Below are 14,544 nucleotides of genomic sequence, written 5' to 3'. Positions count from 1 at the left end.
GGTGGGGGGGAGCCGGCGAGCTTACTGCAGCGGGGGACTGGGCGTGGGCGCTGGGGTCGGGCGCGCCAGCTTCTCCACCTGCGGGTCGGCCCAGCCACCGCTGACGCGAAATTCCTGCGTGGCCGCGCTCTGCAGCGGCTGGCGCAGCAGGAACTGCGCGAGGAAGCTGCCCAGGCCCACCGCCGGGTTGATGGCGGTGGCGATGAGCGAGGCCGTGCCGGCATTGAGCTCGGGCACCACCACCACCTTCAGGTCCTGCGTCTCGCGCGCGAGGTCGGCCGAGCCTTCCATCAGCACCGCCGCGTTCACGCCCTTCATCTGCAGGTTGTTGGTGTGGATGACGCCCTGGTCGATGCGCGCATCGCCGCGCACGAAGTCGAAGGCGAAGCCCTCGGAGAAGACGTCGCGGAAGTCCAGCACCAGGCGGCGCGGCAAGGCCTGCAGGCTGAGCACGCCGAGCAGGCGGCCCGCGCCCGGGTCGGCCTTGAGGAACTGGCCGCGCTCCACGTCCAGGCGCAGCGTGCCCGCCAGCGTGCCGAGGTCGAGATCGAAGGGCGTGCCGATCCAGCCGACGCGCCCCTCCAGCCGGCCCTTGCCGCCGCGCACCAGGCCGTCCTTGCCGAAACGGCGCAGCAGCGCGCCGCTGTCGTCCACGTCGAGGCGGAACTGCAGCGCGGTGCGGCGCGCGCCGCCCTCGCCGCCGCCCAGCGGCGCCCAGTTGCCGGAGGCGCTCAGGCGCGCTTCGGGCAGGGTGGCGCGCAGCGCGTTGAGCCGCCATTCGCCCACGCGCGTGGGCCCGCCGCGGTTGACGGCCTCGATCTCCACCCGGCCGAGCGAGCGCCCGCCCCACTGCAGGTCGTCCACCGCCACGTCCAGCGCGGGCACGCTGCTGGGCTGCTGCAGCAGGGCGTCGGCCTCGCTCGGTGCGGCGGGCGAGAGCGTGAGGCGCGCCAGGCGCGCGTAGAGGCTGCCGGCGCCGGCCGGGCCCGCGGGGCGGAATTCCACGTAGCCGTTGAGCTCGTTCGCGTCGACGTTGGCGCGCCAGACCGCGCCCTCGCGCGAGGCGCCGACCACCACGCGGTGGAAGCGCCGCCCGCCGGTGAGCACCGCGTCGGCGCGCAGCGAGACGGCCTGCGGCACGGCCTCGCCCGCGCTGGCCAGGGCGTCGGTGCCGCTGCTGCGCAGCAGGGCCTGCCAGGCGTCCAGATCGAGTTCGCCCACGCGCACCTGGGCGTGCAGGCCCTGCGGCGGCAGGGCCAGGCGCTCGCCGGCCGGCAGGCCCACGGCCAGGGTGCCGCGCACCAGGCGCGCGCCGTCGCCGCGCAACTCGCGCTCGGCGAGCAGGTCCACCAGCGGCTGCGCGGCCGGGCCGAGCTGCAGGCTGAGGCGGTCGCTGCTGGCCCGATCGTTGTGCTGGGCCAGCACGCTGGTCTCCACGCGCAGCGGCCAGACCGCCTCGGCGGGTTTGGCCAGCGGCGCCGGCAGGTTCAGCGCCAGTCCCTGCAGGTTGCTGTCGAGGCGCAGTTCGGGCGCGCCGCCGCGAAAGGCCAGCGTGGCGGTGTAGCGCGCGCTGCCGCTGGCGTGCGCGGCCAGGGCCGACAGCGGGCCCAGCCCGCTCTCGCGCAGGCCGGCCGCGCTGGCGCTGCCGCTGCCGCGGAACTGCGCCACGGCGCGGCCCTGGGCGTCGGGGCGCAGGCTGCCGTCGAAGCTGAGTTCGCCGCCCAGCACCTGGGTGCGCGCGCCGCTGAAGGCGAACCCCTGGTGCGTGAAGCTGAGCGTGCCGCGCGTGCGGGCCAGCAGCGGCGCGCCAGGCGCCAGGCGCAGGTCGGTGCCGTCGAGCTTGACGCTGCCGCTGACCGTGCTGTCCTTCAGGTGCCTGAGCGGCAGCTCGATCTGCACCGTGGCCTCGCCTGGCCCGCTGGCGCTGGCCGCGGCCAGCGCCCCCTGGGTGAGCGCGTTCACCGGGGAGCGCTGCGCGAAACCCAGCAGCTCGGCGGCCGGGCCCTGGCCATGGGCGCGCACGCGCACCCGCGTGTCGTGCGCCATGTCCTCGATGTCCACGCCGCCCTGGTCCAGCGCGACGCCCGGCGCGCCGTCCAGGCGGCCGCGGATGTCGCTGATGTGGATGTTGCCGCGGTCCAGCACGAAGCGCGCACTGGCCTGGCGCACGCCGGGCCAGCGCGCCTCGCCCGGTGGCTGCAGGGCGGCCGGCAGGTAATCGAAGTCCACGCCTTCCAGCGCCGCCTCGATGCGGAAGGTGCCAGGGCTGTGCCGCGCCTCGTCGAAGGGGATGTCGTCCACCAGGCCCTGGATGCGGAAGCCCACCTGGCGCGCGCCGCCGGCCCGCGCGGCCTCGCGCACATAGTGGCGTGCGTCTTCGGGCACGGACAGCGGCAGGTAGCGGTGCACGGCGGTGCCATCGGCGCGCGTGAGCTGGGCGCTCAGGTCGAGCACGCCGGGCAGGCGCGGCTGCGCGGGCTGGGCCGCCGGGTCGCCGGTGTGCCAGCGCGCGCGCACCGTGCCCTCGGCGTGCGCATTGGCCAGCGAGGCCTGGTCGAGCTCGACGTTGAGGCTGTCGCCCTTGATCTGCCAGCGCACGCGGCCGTCGAAGCGGTCGAGCGCGACCCGCGGGTCCTCGAACACGTCGGGCAGCAGGAAGGCCCCCTGGCGCACGGCCACCGTGGCCTGGCCGCCGTTCTGGTCGAGGTCGAAGTCGATGTCGGCGCCCTCCACGCCGGGCCGCCCGGGCAGGGGGAAGCGGCCGCTGCGCGAGCGGCGGCCGCTGGGCTCGCCGGCCAGGGCCAGCGCGCTCACGCGGCCCTTGGCGCGCGCCACCACGTGGTCGGCCATGGGGCCGCTGCCGCGCGCCTGCCAGACCAGGTCCAGGGTGTCCACCCGCCCGCGCGGCTGCAGGCGCGCAAGCCAGCCGCGCGCGTGCGCCGGCAGCGGCAGCCGCTCGGCGATGGCCGCCACGGTCTGCAGGTCCACGGCCTGCGCTTGCACGGCGGTGCGCGCCCCCTGGCGTTCGCGCGCCAGGGTGTGCTCCAGGCGCACGCGGGCGCCGCTCCAGACCAGGCCCTCGCGCGTGATGAAAGCCAGGTCGTCGAAGCCCAGGGCCATGCCGCGCTCGGACCACTGCGCCTCCAGGCGACCGCGCGCCTGCGACAGCGCCAGGTCGGGCAGATCGGGCGCGAGCTGCAGGTCCAGGCCGTCGAGCGCCAGGTCCAGCGTCAGGCCCTGCACCTGGCCCTGTTGCACCCGCGCCCAGGCGCGCAGCGCGCCCTCGCCGCTGCGCACGCTCACGCCCCAATCGCTCAGGTCGGCGTGGGCGCGCAGGCGCGAGATGTCGGCGCGCGCGAACTCGGCGTAGAGCTCGCCGCTCCAGTCGTTCCAGGGCGCCTGGCCGGCCGGCCGCTCCAGCGGCAGGCGCAGCAGGGGTTCGCGCAGGCGCGCGCGCAGGCTGAAGCGCTCGCCCCATTCGGGCTCGGGCGTGGCGTCCAGGCGCAGCTCGTGGGCGCGCGTGCCGTTGCGCGCCACGAAGTCGAGGTCGCGCAACAACACCGGCGGCTGCTGACGTTGCTCATCGATCCAGCGCACGGTGCCGCCACGCACCACGAATTCGGTCTGCTCGAAGAACCAGTCGGCGGCGGCGTGGTCGCCGTCGCCCTGGCCCGAGACGTCGATGCCCGCGATCTCAAGGCGGCCATCGGCGCGCCGGCGCACGTCCAGGCTGGGCTGGGCGATCAACAGTTGTTCAAAGCCGCCGTTCCAGAGCGAGCGCACCGACACCGCCCCGCGCACCAGCGGCAGCTCCAGGGCGCTGCGGCCGCTGGCGTCGTGCAGGCGCACGTCGAGCAGTTCGAAGGAGGGCACCAGCGGCGGCAGCACCCCGGCCAGCTTCGGGGCCTCGACGGCGCGGATGGCGCCGATGCTCACGGGTATCCCGACCGCCTGTGTGGCCCAGCGTTCCAGGTCGGGGCGCCAGGTTTCGATCCTTGGCACAATCCACGCCTGCAAAACGAGCCAGGACAGGATGAACACGCCCCACAGGCCCGCCAGCAGCCACAGCAGCACGCGCATCGCGCGCGCCCACAGCCGCAGCCCCCGGCCGGCCGGGGCGTCGCCTTTGGCGCGCGAAGCGCTGGCGTCAAGAGATCGGTTCATGTCCACCGCAAATTATGAGGGTGCGCCTCTGGGCAGGTTCCAGTTGCGTTGAACACCGCTTGTCAACGATTGTGAACACCGTCGACGCCCAGACCCCGGCCACCCGCCAGGCCGACCACTCCCGATTCGTCCAGCGCGTGCGCCGCCGCTACGCCGCCGAGCTGGCCTGCCTGCCGCCCGGCGCGCCCGACAAGGCCGCCATGCGCGCCTGCCTGGACGCCCTCATGGCCCGCGGCCTGGCCCTGCCCGCCGCCCTGCGCGTGCTGCGCCAGCTGGTGCTGGAGCGCCTGGTGGTGATGGACTGCGAGGCCGGCGCTTCGCTGGAGGCGGTCACCGGCCCGGTCACCTGGCTGGCCGAGTTCGCGCTCGACCAGGCCTGCGCCCTGGCCTTCCAGGAACTCGACGCCCTGCACGGCGCGCCACTGTGCGCAAACGGCGCGCGCGCCCAGCTCTGGGTCATCGGCATGGGCAAGCTCGGCGCGCGCGAGCTCAACGTGTCCAGCGACATCGACCTGATCTACGTCTACGACCAGGACGGCGAGACCGCGGGCAACGCCGACGGGCGCAACCGCATCAGCCACCACGAGTACTTCGCCAAGGCGGTGAAGCACCTCTACAGCACCGTGGGCGAGACCACCGAGCACGGCAACGTGTTCCGCGTCGATCTGGCGCTGCGGCCGAACGGCAACTCCGGCCCCAGCGCCGTTTCGCTGGGCGCGCTGGAGGAGTACTTCCTGGTGCAAGGCCGCGAATGGGAGCGCTTCGCCTGGCTCAAGAGCCGGGTGATCGCGCCGGCCACGGCCCTGGCCGATGCCGCCGGCATGGCCGCGCTGCGCGGCACCGTGCTGCCCTTCGTGTTCCGCCGCTACCTCGACTACGGCGTGTTCGAGTCGCTGCGCGTGCTGCACCGCCAGATCCGCGAGCACGCGGCGCGCCGCGCCGCCGGCAACCCCGGCCGCGCCAACGACGTCAAGCTCTCGCGCGGCGGCATCCGTGAGATCGAGTTCACCGTGCAGCTGCTGCAGGTGGTGCGCGGCGGCCAGTTCCCCGAGCTGCGCACGCGCCCCACGCTGGGCGCGCTGCAGCGCGTGGCCAAGGCCGGCCTGATGCCGCCCGAGAAGGCCCAGGCGCTGGCCGAGGCCTACGTCTTCCTGCGCCGGGTGGAGCACCGCATCCAGTACCTGGACGACCAGCAGACCCATGTGCTGCCCGAGCGCGACGACGACCTGGCCTGGATCGCCGCGACCCTGGGCTTCGCCAACACCTGCGCCTTCCTGCACGCGCTGGACGCGCACCGCGAGCTGGTGGCCGAGGAATTCGACACCCTGCTCGGCGGCAGCGGCCAGGGCAGCTGCAAGGGCAAGGGCTGCAACGGCGGCGCCCCGCGCCCCGCCGACGACGACCTGTCCGCCACCCTGCCGCAGCTGCCCGCCGCGCTGGCCGAGCGCGTGCAGCGCTGGGCCGAGCACCCGCGCGTGCTGGCCCTGCGCGAGGACACCCGCGCGCGGCTGGTGCGCCTGGTGCAGCGCACCGGCTCCTGGATCGAGGAAGGCCGTGTGGGCGAAACCGCCGCGCTGCGCATGATCGATTGGATCGAATCGCTGCTGCGCCGCGAAAGCTACCTCGCGCTGCTGCAGGAGCGGCCCTCGGTGCACGAGCGCCTGCTGCGCCTGCTGGGCGCGGCCAAGTGGCCGGCGCGCTACCTCATCCAGCACCCGGGCGTGATCGACGAACTGGCGAGCCGGCAGTTGCTGGCCGAGCGCTTCGACGCCGAGGCCTTCGAGGCCGAATGCGAGGCGCGCCTGGCCTCGCTGCGCGTGACCGGCGAAGACGACGAGGAAACCCTGCTCAACCTGCTGCGCCGCGCCCACCACGCCGAGACCTTCCGCACCCTGGCGCGCGACGTGGAAGGCGTGCTGACCGTGGAGCAGGTGGCCGACGACCTCTCGGCCCTGGCCGACGCCGTGCTGCGCCTGACGGCGCGCTGGTGCTGGGCGCGGCTGAAGACCCGCCACCGCGAGGTGCCGGCCTTCGCCATCATTGGCTACGGCAAGCTGGGCGGCAAGGAGCTGGGCTACGGCAGCGACCTCGACATCGTCTTCGTCTACGAGGACGAGCACGAGAACGCGGCCGAGATCTACGCCGCCTTCGTGCGCAAGATGATCAACTGGCTGCAGGTGAAGACCGGCGAGGGCGACCTGTTCGAGATCGACACCGCGCTGCGGCCCAACGGCAACTCGGGCCTGCTGGTCACCCGCTTCGAAGCCTACGAGAACTACCAGACCCGGCGCGGCAGCAACACCGCCTGGACCTGGGAGCACCAGGCCATGACGCGCGCGCGCTTCGTGCTCGGCAGCGCCGGCCTGGCGGGCCGTTTCGACGCCGTGCGCGAGGCCGTCATCACCGCGCCGCGCGACGAGGCCGCGCTGCGCACCGAGATCGTGGCCATGCGCGACAAGCTGCGCGCCGCGCACGCGGTGCGCGCGGGCCGCTTCGACGTCAAGCACAGCGCCGGCGGCATGGTCGACGTGGAGTTCGTGGTGCAGTACCTGGTGCTGCTGCACTCGAACGCGCACCCCGAGCTGCGCGCCAACACCGGCAACATCAACCTGCTGCAACGCGCCGAGGCGGCGGGCCTGCTGCCCGCGGGCATGGGCCAGGCCGCCGCGCTGGCCTACCGCCGGCTGCGCCAGGTGCAACACCGCGCGCGGCTGGACGAAACCTCCACCCAGGTCGACCCGGCCGAGCTGGCGACCGAGGCCGAGGCCGTGCGCGCGCTGTGGCGGCAGGTGCTGGGCCCCGCCGCCTGAACCGCCCATGAGGGGCTCGCGCAGCTGGCTCGCGCTGTGCACCCTGCACGGCGTGGCCAGCCTGGTGCTATGGGCCTCGCCAGCGGCGCTGGCGCAGGCCCTGGTGTGGCGCTCGGCCGACTGGGCGCAGCGGCCCTGGACGCCGTGGACCAGCGCCTGGGTGCACCTGAACGCGCCCCACCTGGTGGGCAACCTGCTCGCGCTGGGCGTGCTGGCCGCCATCGGCTGGCGGCTGCGGCCCTCGCGCGGGGCCACGCTGGCCTGGGCGCTGAGCTGGCCGCTGCTGCAGCTGAGCCTGCTGCTGTGGCCGCTGATCGGCTATGCGGTGGGGCTGTCGGGCGTGCTGCACGCCGGCGTGGCGGTGCTGGCCGTGTGCCTGCTGCTGGACGGCCCGAAGGCCTTGCGCCCCTGGGGCCTGCTGCTGGCCAGCGGCCTGCTGCTCAAGCTCTGGCTGGAGCGGGGCTGGTCCGGTCCGGTGGTGTGGGACCCGGGTGGCCAGATGTCGGTGGTGCGCGCCGCCCACCTGGGCGGCGCCGCCTGGGGCGCGCTGCTCGGCGCGCTGGGCGTGGGCTGGGACCGCTGGCGCGCGCGCCGCGCCAGCGGCTGAACCGCGCTCAGGCCGCGGCCGGCGCGGTGCCCAGCGACTTGCGGAAGCGGTTGAGTTCCTGCACGGACTTGAAGCTGCCGTCCATGAGCAGGCTCAGGTTGTGCAGGATGCGATCGACCACCTTGCTTTCCCACACGGCGTCGAAGTTGATCTGCTGGTCCAGCCAGTGTTCCAGCCACTCAGGGTTGGGCAGGCGGCTCTGGATGGTGTCGTTCGGGAACAGCGCCTTGTTCACGTGCAGGTTGGTGGGGTGCAGGGCCTGCGCGGTGCGCCGCGCGCTGGCCATCAGCACGCCCACCTTGGCGAAGGCGGCCCGGGCCTCGTTGCCGAACTTGCCGATGGCGCGCTTCATGTAGCGCAGGTAGGCGCCGCCGTGGCGCGCCTCGTCCTGGCTCAGCGTGGTGTAGATGTGCTTGATGACCGGCTCGCTGTGCCACTCGGCCGCGCGGCGGTACCAGTGGTTCAGCCGGATCTCGCCGCAGAAGTGCAGCATGAGCGTCTCCAGCGCGGGCGCGGGATCGAACTCGAAGCGGATGTCGTGCAGTTCCTGCTCGGTGGGCACCAGGTCGGGGCGGAAGCGGCGCAGGTACTCCATCAGCACCAGCGAGTGCTTCTGTTCCTCGAAGAACCAGATCGACATGAAGGCCGAGAAGTCGGAGTCGTCGCGGTTGTCGCGCAGGAACATCTCGGTGGCCGGCAGCGCCGCCCACTCGGTGATGGCGTTCATCTTGATCGTCTGGGCCTGCTCGTCGCTGAGCCGGCTGGCGTCGAACTGCGCCCAGGGAATGTCCTTGTCCATGTCCCAGCGGACGGATTCCAGTTGTTTGAACAGTTCAGGATACAGCATGGTCATCTCTCTGGGTCTGGGCAAAAAACGCGCAACATTGTAGGCGGGGGGTATAACGGGCACCCGGATTGCCCTATGCCTCGCACAGAAACGGTTTCCTTTTCCCCGCGGAACTTCCCCCGCCGCCGCCCGCTCCAACCCGCCGTGTCGGGGAGGGAGACATCCACCGACCACCGTTTTCCGCTGCGAAGCCTTCCAGCCCCACCGGGGCCGGATGCAATCCCGGGGCGCTTCTCCTCCTCCTCCCTCCCTCCCTCGTTCGCGCCGGGGCGCTTCGCAGCTTCTTGTCCACCCCATCGCCGGCCGCGGCCGGCGGTGCCGGCCCGGGCCCCTCGCCTGACTGGAGCCCGCGCGCCATGAGCCCTCACCGCCGACCCCAGATCCGCGTGGCCGTCGTCGGCGGCGGCGTGGCCGGGCTGGCCGCCGCCCACACGCTGCAAGGGCTGGCCGAGGTCAGCCTATTCGAAGCCGCCGGGCGCTTCGGCGGCGACGCCCACACCCTGGACGTCGCGCTGCCCGGGGCCAGCGGCGCGCCCGTGGCCTTCACCGTGGACACCGGCGTGCTGGTGTTCAACGAACGCACCAGCCCCAACCTGCTGGCGCTGCTGGCCCGGCAGGACCTGGCACCGACCGAGGCGGACGCCTCCTTCTTCGTGCGGGGCGGCGCGCTGGCCTGGGGCGGCCCCGACCTGGGCCGCGCGCTCTCGCCACGCCGCCAGCTCATGAGCCCGCGTTTCTGGCGCCTGCTGGCCGACCTCCCGCGCTGGCAGCGCCTGTGCGCGGCCCTGGCCCCCGCCCTGGATACCCCCGACGACGCCCTGCTGGCCCCGCTGGACGGCTTCCTGCGCGCGCGGCACTTCTCGACCGAATTCCGCGACGCCTACCTGCTGCCGCTGTGCAGCGGCTTCAGCGGCCGCCCCGCGCACGCGCTGCTGCAGGCGCCCGCCGCCGCCGCGCTGCGGCTCTGGCACCACCACGGCCTGCCCACGCTGGGCGGGGCCTCGCCCTGGCGCGGCGTGGCGGGCGGCACGCGCCGGGTCGTGCAGGCCCTGCTGGCCGAACTGGCCGATGCGCGACTGTCCACGCCGGTGCGCCAGCTCGCGCGCGACGGGCAGGGCCTGCGCCTGATCACCGACACCCAGGTCGAGCGTTTCGACGCCGTGGTGCTGGCCTGCCACGCCGATCAGGCGCTGCGCTTGCTGGGCGCCGCGGCCAGCGAACAGGAGCGCGCCGTGCTGGGTGCCTTCCGTTTCGAGCCTGAGCGCGTGGTGCTGCACACCGACCCCAGCGCGCTGCCCGCGGCGCGCGGCGACTGGGCGGCGTGGAACGTCGCACCCGCCGCCGGCCCGGCGCCGGCCAGCCTGCACGTCTGGCTCAACCGCGTGCAGCCGCTGCCGGTGGAGCAGCCGGTGCTGCTCTCGCGCAACCCCGGCGAGCCGATCGCCGGCGACCGCGTGCTGGGCCAATGGGCGCTCGAACGGCCGGTGTTCGACCTCGCGGCGCTGCGCGCCCAGGCCCGGCTGCCGGCCCTGCAGGGCCAGGGGCACACCTGGTACGCGGGCGCCTGGTGCGGCAACGGCCTGTTCGAGGACGGCCTGAAAGCGGGTCTGCACGCGGCGCGCGCGCTGATCGACCGCTTCGCGCTGGTGCCGCGCCTGAGCGAACGCGGCGCGCTGCGCCAGGCCCTGCCGGGCGTGCTGGCCTGAGGGCCGCCGCCGCTCAGACGGGCTGGGAGTCGATGAAGCTCTGGCGCTGCACGAGCTTGTCGTTCAGCTTGGCCAGATTGGGAAAGTCGCCGCGCCAGTCGATGGCGGGGAAGCGGAAATCGAGGTAGCCCAGGGCGCAGCCCACGGCCACGTCGGACAGGCTGAAATGAATGCCCGAGCAGAACGGCTTGTCGCCCAGGCCCTGGCTCATGGACTTGAGCGCGGCGTGGATCTTCACCATCTGGCGCTCGATCCAGGCCGGGCTGCGCTGCTCGGCCGTGCGGTGCGGCCAGGTGGATTCCAGCCGCGCGAGCACGGCCGCGTCGAGCACGCCATCGGCCAGCGCCTCCCAGGTCTTGACCTCGGCGCGCTCGCGGCCCGAGGGCGGGATGAGCTTGCCGACCGGCGACAGACCGTCGAGGTACTCGACGATCACGCGCGAATCGAACACCGCCTCGCCGCCTTCCATGACCAGGCAGGGCACTTTGTGGAGGGGGTTGGACGCGCCAATGGTGGTGGCGTCCGACCACACATCTTCCAGCACGAACTGGTAATCCAGTTTCTTCTCGGCCATGACGATGCGCACTTTGCGCACGTAGGGGCTGGTGATGGCTCCGATGAGTTTCATGGTCTGTGGGGTTCTGGAACGGTCGGCGATTTTAGCCAGCACCCTGGGCCTTTCGCCTGACACGCCCGGCGCCGGGGCGGCCCGCGGCGGGCGCACTCCTACAATTCCGGGATGCGCCAGACTCCTGCCTCCGCCGCGCCCACGGGCGCCGAACTCTCCCCCATCACCGCCCTGTCGCCGCTGGACGGCCGCTACGCGGGACGCCTCGCGCCGCTGCGCCCCTTCATGAGCGAACTGGGCTACATGCACCGGCGCGTGCAGGTCGAGATCGCCTGGTTCATTGCCCTGTCCGACGCCGGCTTTGCCGAATTCAAGCCCCTGTCGCCGGGTGCGCGCACTTACTTGCTGGGCCTGGTGAAGAACTTCGGCGAGGCCGATGGCGAAGCCATCAAGGCGATCGAGAAGACCACCAACCACGACGTCAAGGCCGTCGAGTACTGGATCAAGTCCAAGTTCGAGGCCCGGCCCGAACTGGAGCGCGCGGCCGAGTTCGTGCACTTCGCCTGCACCAGTGAGGACATCAACAACACCAGCCACGCGCTGCAGCTCAAGGGGGCGCGCGAACTGGTGCTGCTGCCCGCGCTGAACGCGGTCATCGACAAGCTGCGCGAGATGGCGCATGCCTTCGCCGCCGTGCCCATGCTCAGCCGCACCCATGGCCAGACCGCCAGCCCCACCACCGTGGGCAAGGAACTCGCCAACGTGGTGGTGCGCCTGGCGGGCGCGCGCGAGCGCATCGCCTCGGTCAAGCTGCTGGGCAAGATGAACGGCGCGGTGGGCAACTACAACGCCCACCTCTCGGCCTGGCCCGATTTCGACTGGGAGGCCTTCAGCCGCAAGGTGGTGGAGACGCCAGAGCCCCTGGGCCTGGGCCTCACCTTCCAGCCCTACAGCATCCAGATCGAGCCGCACGACTACATGGCCGAGCTGTTCGACGCGGTGGCGCGCGCCAACACCATCCTGATCGACCTCGCGCGCGACATCTGGGGCTACGTCAGCGTGGGCTACTTCAAACAGAAGCTCAAGGCCGGCGAGATCGGTTCCTCGACCATGCCGCACAAGGTCAACCCGATCGACTTCGAGAACGCCGAGGGCAACCTGGGCCTGGCCAACGCGCTGCTGCGCCACCTGAGCGAGAAACTGCCCATCAGCCGCTGGCAGCGCGACCTGACCGATTCCACCGTGCTGCGCAACATGGGGGTGGCCCTGGGCTACGCCGTGCTGGCCTACCACGCGCTGGGCGTGGGCCTGAACAAGCTCGAGCTGAACGAGGAGGCGCTGGCCGCCGACCTCGACGCCTCCTGGGAGGTGCTGGCCGAGCCCATCCAGACGGTGATGCGCCGCTTCGGCGTGCCCGGCGCCTACGAGAAGCTCAAGGAAGTGACACGCGGCAAAACCGTCACCGCCGAGGCCCTGCACGCGCTGATCCGCAGCCTGGAGATTCCCGACGCCGAGAAGGAACGGCTGCTGGCCATGACGCCGGCCAGCTACACCGGCAAGGCGGCCGAACTGGCCCGCCGGTCCTGAACGCCTTGCGGACACCCGCCGCCGGGCGGGCCGGCCTCAGGTGGCCGCGTCCAGCGCCCGCTCGCGGTAGCGGTTGAAGCGCCAGGCGTCGCCCTCGATGGTGATGCGCCGCCAGGTGGCGCGCTTCTGGCCGGGCGACATTTCGGTCCAGCGCTGCACTTCCTCGAACAGGCGGCCGCAGCCCTTGCAGACCTCGTCGCCCTGGCTGGTGGAGCAAATGGCGATGCAGGGCGTGTCCGGCGTGGTGGCGTACCAGGCCAGCCAGGCCTCGCGTGCCTTGGGCGGCAGGGTGTGCTCGTCGGCCTCGGTCTCGCGAAAGAAGACCATCAGGGCGTAGACCTCGGCCAGCGCGCGCGTGGGCGCGGGCAGCGAGACGTTGTCGGGCGAGGGCGAGCGTTCGCGCCACCAGTTGATGGCCGCCTCGATGTCGGTGATGTGGATGCCGGCCATGGGGAGGGCGATCATACGGCGCCCCCGCCGCGCGCCGGGCGGCGCCCCCACGCGCCGCCGGGGCGATCAGGCCGCCTTGTTGTTGCGGTTCTGCAGGTACTTGCCCGTGACCACCACCAACAGCGCGCCCAGGGCGGCCGCGGCGTAGAAGCCCAGGGAGTTGTGCGGCACCCAGGGCTCGATCACCTTGTCCGAGACCAAGGTCTCGGCGCCCACCCAGCCGATCAGCGCCGCGCCCAGGGTCACGATGACCGGGAAGCGCCCCATGATCTTGAGCATCAGCGTGCTGCCGAAGATCACGATGGGAATGGCAATCGCCAGGCCGGCGATCAGCAGCGGCACGTTGCCGTTGGCCGCGGCGGCGACGCCGATCACGTTGTCCAGGCTCATCACCAGGTCGGCCACCAGGATGGTGCGGATGGCGGCAAGCAGGCCGCCATCGGTCTTGCCCTCAGTCTGCTCGTCGTCGCCGCCGTTGAGCAGCTGCACGCCGATCCACAGTAGCAGCAGGCCGCCCAGCACCTGCAGCCAGGGCAGCTGCATGAGCTTGACCGCCACGACGGTCAGCACCACGCGCAGCACCACGGCGGCGGCGGTGCCCCAGAAAATGGCCTGCTTCTGCTGGCGCGGCCCGAGCCCGCGCGCCGCCAGCGCGATCACCACCGCGTTGTCGCCCGAAAGAATGATGTTGATCCAGATGATCTGGCCCAGGCCCAGCCAGAACTGGGGGCTCGACAGCAATTCCATGGTGTGGCTTTCGACGGCCGGCAGCGGCCAAAAAGACGGCGCCCGGGGCGCCGACCCCACAGTGTAGGCATGCTCACCGCCACGCCCCGTGAGGGTTACCGCGTACGCATTTCCACCGGGGGGATGGCTGGCGGACCCGCGGCCGTGCCGCATACAATCCGGGGTTTCGCGGAAGGGGAGTAGCTCCCGGGCGCGGTGGCGGCTCCTTCTGGCGCCTTGCCGCGCCGGTCAACGCGTCGTCAGTACGGTGTCCGCTGCGCGGCACCCGGCGCGTTGGGCCCACGGACACGTGGCGCCGGGCAAGACCTTCAGACCTCGTCCCCCTCTGGAGCCCCTTTTCACCATGGAATTCATGTCCGCTGCCTGGTGGTCCGCCCTGCTGGCCATCATCCTCATCGACCTCGTGCTCGCCGGCGACAACGCGATCGTGATCGCCCTGGCCGCGCGCAACCTGCCCAAGCAGCACCAGAAGAAGGCCATCGTCTGGGGCACGGTCGGTGCCATCGTCGTGCGCTCAGCCATGACGCTGGTGGTGGTGTGGCTGCTGCGCATTCCGGGCCTGATGGCCATCGGCGGCATCGCGCTGATGTGGATCGCCTACAAGCTGATCGCCGAGGACGAGGGCGACGGCGACGAACACGGCCCGGGCGCCACCACCTTCTGGGGCGCCATGAAGACCATCATCATCGCTGATGCGGTGATGGGCATCGACAACGTGCTGGGCGTGGCCGGCGCGGCGCAGGGCGCCTTCGACCTGGTGGTCATCGGCCTGCTCATCAGCATCCCCATCGTGGTGTTCGGCAGCACGCTGATCCTCAAGCTGGTCGAGAAGTACCCGGCCATCATGTACATCGGCGCGGGCGTGCTGGCCTTCACCGCCGGCAAGATGGTGGTCAACGAGAAGCTGCTGGCGCCCTGGTTCAAGGGTGGCGAGCCCATGCACCTGGCGGCCTACTGGGGCTTCGTGGCGCTCACCATCGCCGTGGTGCTCACGCTGGGCTACCTGCACAACCGCCGCGTCGCGCAGCGCGCCGCGGCCGCCGACAAGGCCTGAGGCG

At 72.4% G+C, this 14,544-nt stretch carries 10 protein-coding genes; 5 read left to right on the top strand and 5 right to left on the bottom strand.

Annotation, left to right across the window (positions count from 1 at the left end; genetic code table 11):
• Positions 1 to 21: 21 nt before the first annotated feature.
• Complete coding sequence (locus tag BHU06_RS13810; protein ID WP_070399872.1) at positions 22 to 4,164, bottom strand: YhdP family protein; 4,143 nt, start codon at positions 4,162 to 4,164, stop codon at positions 22 to 24.
• 14 nt (positions 4,165 to 4,178) lie between these two features.
• Here BHU06_RS13810 and glnE point away from each other — a divergent pair, with 14 nt between their 5' ends.
• Both glnE and BHU06_RS13800 read left to right on the top strand, forming a co-directional pair.
• Positions 4,179 to 6,974, top strand: coding sequence for a bifunctional [glutamate--ammonia ligase]-adenylyl-L-tyrosine phosphorylase/[glutamate--ammonia-ligase] adenylyltransferase (glnE, locus tag BHU06_RS13805; protein ID WP_254668175.1), 2,796 nt, complete (start codon positions 4,179 to 4,181; stop codon positions 6,972 to 6,974).
• 7 nt (positions 6,975 to 6,981) lie between these two features.
• A complete protein-coding gene (locus BHU06_RS13800; RefSeq protein WP_070399755.1) occupies positions 6,982 to 7,581 on the top strand; it encodes a rhomboid family intramembrane serine protease in 600 nt (199 codons plus the stop codon).
• A 7-nt stretch (positions 7,582 to 7,588) separates the two neighbouring features.
• Here the strand turns inward: BHU06_RS13800 and BHU06_RS13795 are convergent, their stop codons facing one another.
• Positions 7,589 to 8,428 carry a ferritin gene (locus BHU06_RS13795; protein WP_070399871.1) on the bottom strand — a complete coding sequence of 280 codons (840 nt, stop codon included), beginning with the start codon at positions 8,426 to 8,428 and terminating at the stop codon, positions 7,589 to 7,591.
• A gap of 356 nt (positions 8,429 to 8,784) precedes the next feature.
• Between BHU06_RS13795 and BHU06_RS13790 the strand changes: the two genes are divergently transcribed.
• Positions 8,785 to 10,134, top strand: coding sequence for an NAD(P)/FAD-dependent oxidoreductase (locus tag BHU06_RS13790; protein WP_083293232.1), 1,350 nt, complete (start codon positions 8,785 to 8,787; stop codon positions 10,132 to 10,134).
• A 13-nt stretch (positions 10,135 to 10,147) separates the two neighbouring features.
• Here the strand turns inward: BHU06_RS13790 and BHU06_RS13785 are convergent, their stop codons facing one another.
• Positions 10,148 to 10,762 (bottom strand): glutathione S-transferase N-terminal domain-containing protein, encoded by a 615-nt coding sequence (locus BHU06_RS13785; RefSeq protein ID WP_070399754.1) that lies wholly within the window; start codon positions 10,760 to 10,762, stop codon positions 10,148 to 10,150.
• 111 nt (positions 10,763 to 10,873) lie between these two features.
• On the opposite strand from BHU06_RS13785, the gene purB reads away from it, so the two are divergent.
• Positions 10,874 to 12,289 (top strand): adenylosuccinate lyase, encoded by a 1,416-nt coding sequence (purB, locus tag BHU06_RS13780; RefSeq protein WP_070399753.1) that lies wholly within the window; start codon positions 10,874 to 10,876, stop codon positions 12,287 to 12,289.
• Between the two features lie 36 nt (positions 12,290 to 12,325).
• On the opposite strand, the gene BHU06_RS13775 is transcribed toward purB, so the two are convergent.
• The gene (locus tag BHU06_RS13775) at positions 12,326 to 12,739 is read right to left on the bottom strand and encodes a DUF3717 domain-containing protein (protein ID WP_070399752.1); all 414 of its coding nucleotides are present in this window, start codon (positions 12,737 to 12,739) and stop codon (positions 12,326 to 12,328) included.
• A gap of 66 nt (positions 12,740 to 12,805) precedes the next feature.
• Positions 12,806 to 13,486 carry a TerC family protein gene (locus tag BHU06_RS13770; RefSeq protein ID WP_070399751.1) on the bottom strand — a complete coding sequence of 227 codons (681 nt, stop codon included), beginning with the start codon at positions 13,484 to 13,486 and terminating at the stop codon, positions 12,806 to 12,808.
• A 343-nt stretch (positions 13,487 to 13,829) separates the two neighbouring features.
• Here BHU06_RS13770 and BHU06_RS13765 point away from each other — a divergent pair, with 343 nt between their 5' ends.
• The gene (locus BHU06_RS13765) at positions 13,830 to 14,540 is read left to right on the top strand and encodes a TerC family protein (protein ID WP_070399750.1); all 711 of its coding nucleotides are present in this window, start codon (positions 13,830 to 13,832) and stop codon (positions 14,538 to 14,540) included.
• The last annotated feature ends 4 nt before the right edge of the window (positions 14,541 to 14,544 follow it).

Source organism: Hydrogenophaga sp. PML113 (assembly GCF_001777155.1).
Classification (GTDB): domain Bacteria; phylum Pseudomonadota; class Gammaproteobacteria; order Burkholderiales; family Burkholderiaceae_C; genus Hydrogenophaga; species Hydrogenophaga borbori.
The sequence above is the reverse complement of the archived record's forward strand: the minus strand, read 5'-3'. Positions and strand labels throughout refer to the sequence as shown.

Bases quoted from the DNA above. Each gene is read 5' to 3' on its own strand.
- BHU06_RS13810 (WP_070399872.1), bottom strand. From the start codon at position 4,164: ATGAACCGATCTCTTGACGCCAGCGCTTCGCGCGCCAAAGGCGACGCC.
- glnE (WP_254668175.1), top strand. From the start codon at position 4,179: ATGAGGGTGCGCCTCTGGGCAGGTTCCAGTTGCGTTGAACACCGCTTG.
- BHU06_RS13800 (WP_070399755.1), top strand. From the start codon at position 6,982: ATGAGGGGCTCGCGCAGCTGGCTCGCGCTGTGCACCCTGCACGGCGTG.
- BHU06_RS13795 (WP_070399871.1), bottom strand. From the start codon at position 8,428: ATGCTGTATCCTGAACTGTTCAAACAACTGGAATCCGTCCGCTGGGAC.
- BHU06_RS13790 (WP_083293232.1), top strand. From the start codon at position 8,785: ATGAGCCCTCACCGCCGACCCCAGATCCGCGTGGCCGTCGTCGGCGGC.
- BHU06_RS13785 (WP_070399754.1), bottom strand. From the start codon at position 10,762: ATGAAACTCATCGGAGCCATCACCAGCCCCTACGTGCGCAAAGTGCGC.
- purB (WP_070399753.1), top strand. From the start codon at position 10,874: ATGCGCCAGACTCCTGCCTCCGCCGCGCCCACGGGCGCCGAACTCTCC.
- BHU06_RS13775 (WP_070399752.1), bottom strand. From the start codon at position 12,739: ATGGCCGGCATCCACATCACCGACATCGAGGCGGCCATCAACTGGTGG.
- BHU06_RS13770 (WP_070399751.1), bottom strand. From the start codon at position 13,486: ATGGAATTGCTGTCGAGCCCCCAGTTCTGGCTGGGCCTGGGCCAGATC.
- BHU06_RS13765 (WP_070399750.1), top strand. From the start codon at position 13,830: ATGGAATTCATGTCCGCTGCCTGGTGGTCCGCCCTGCTGGCCATCATC.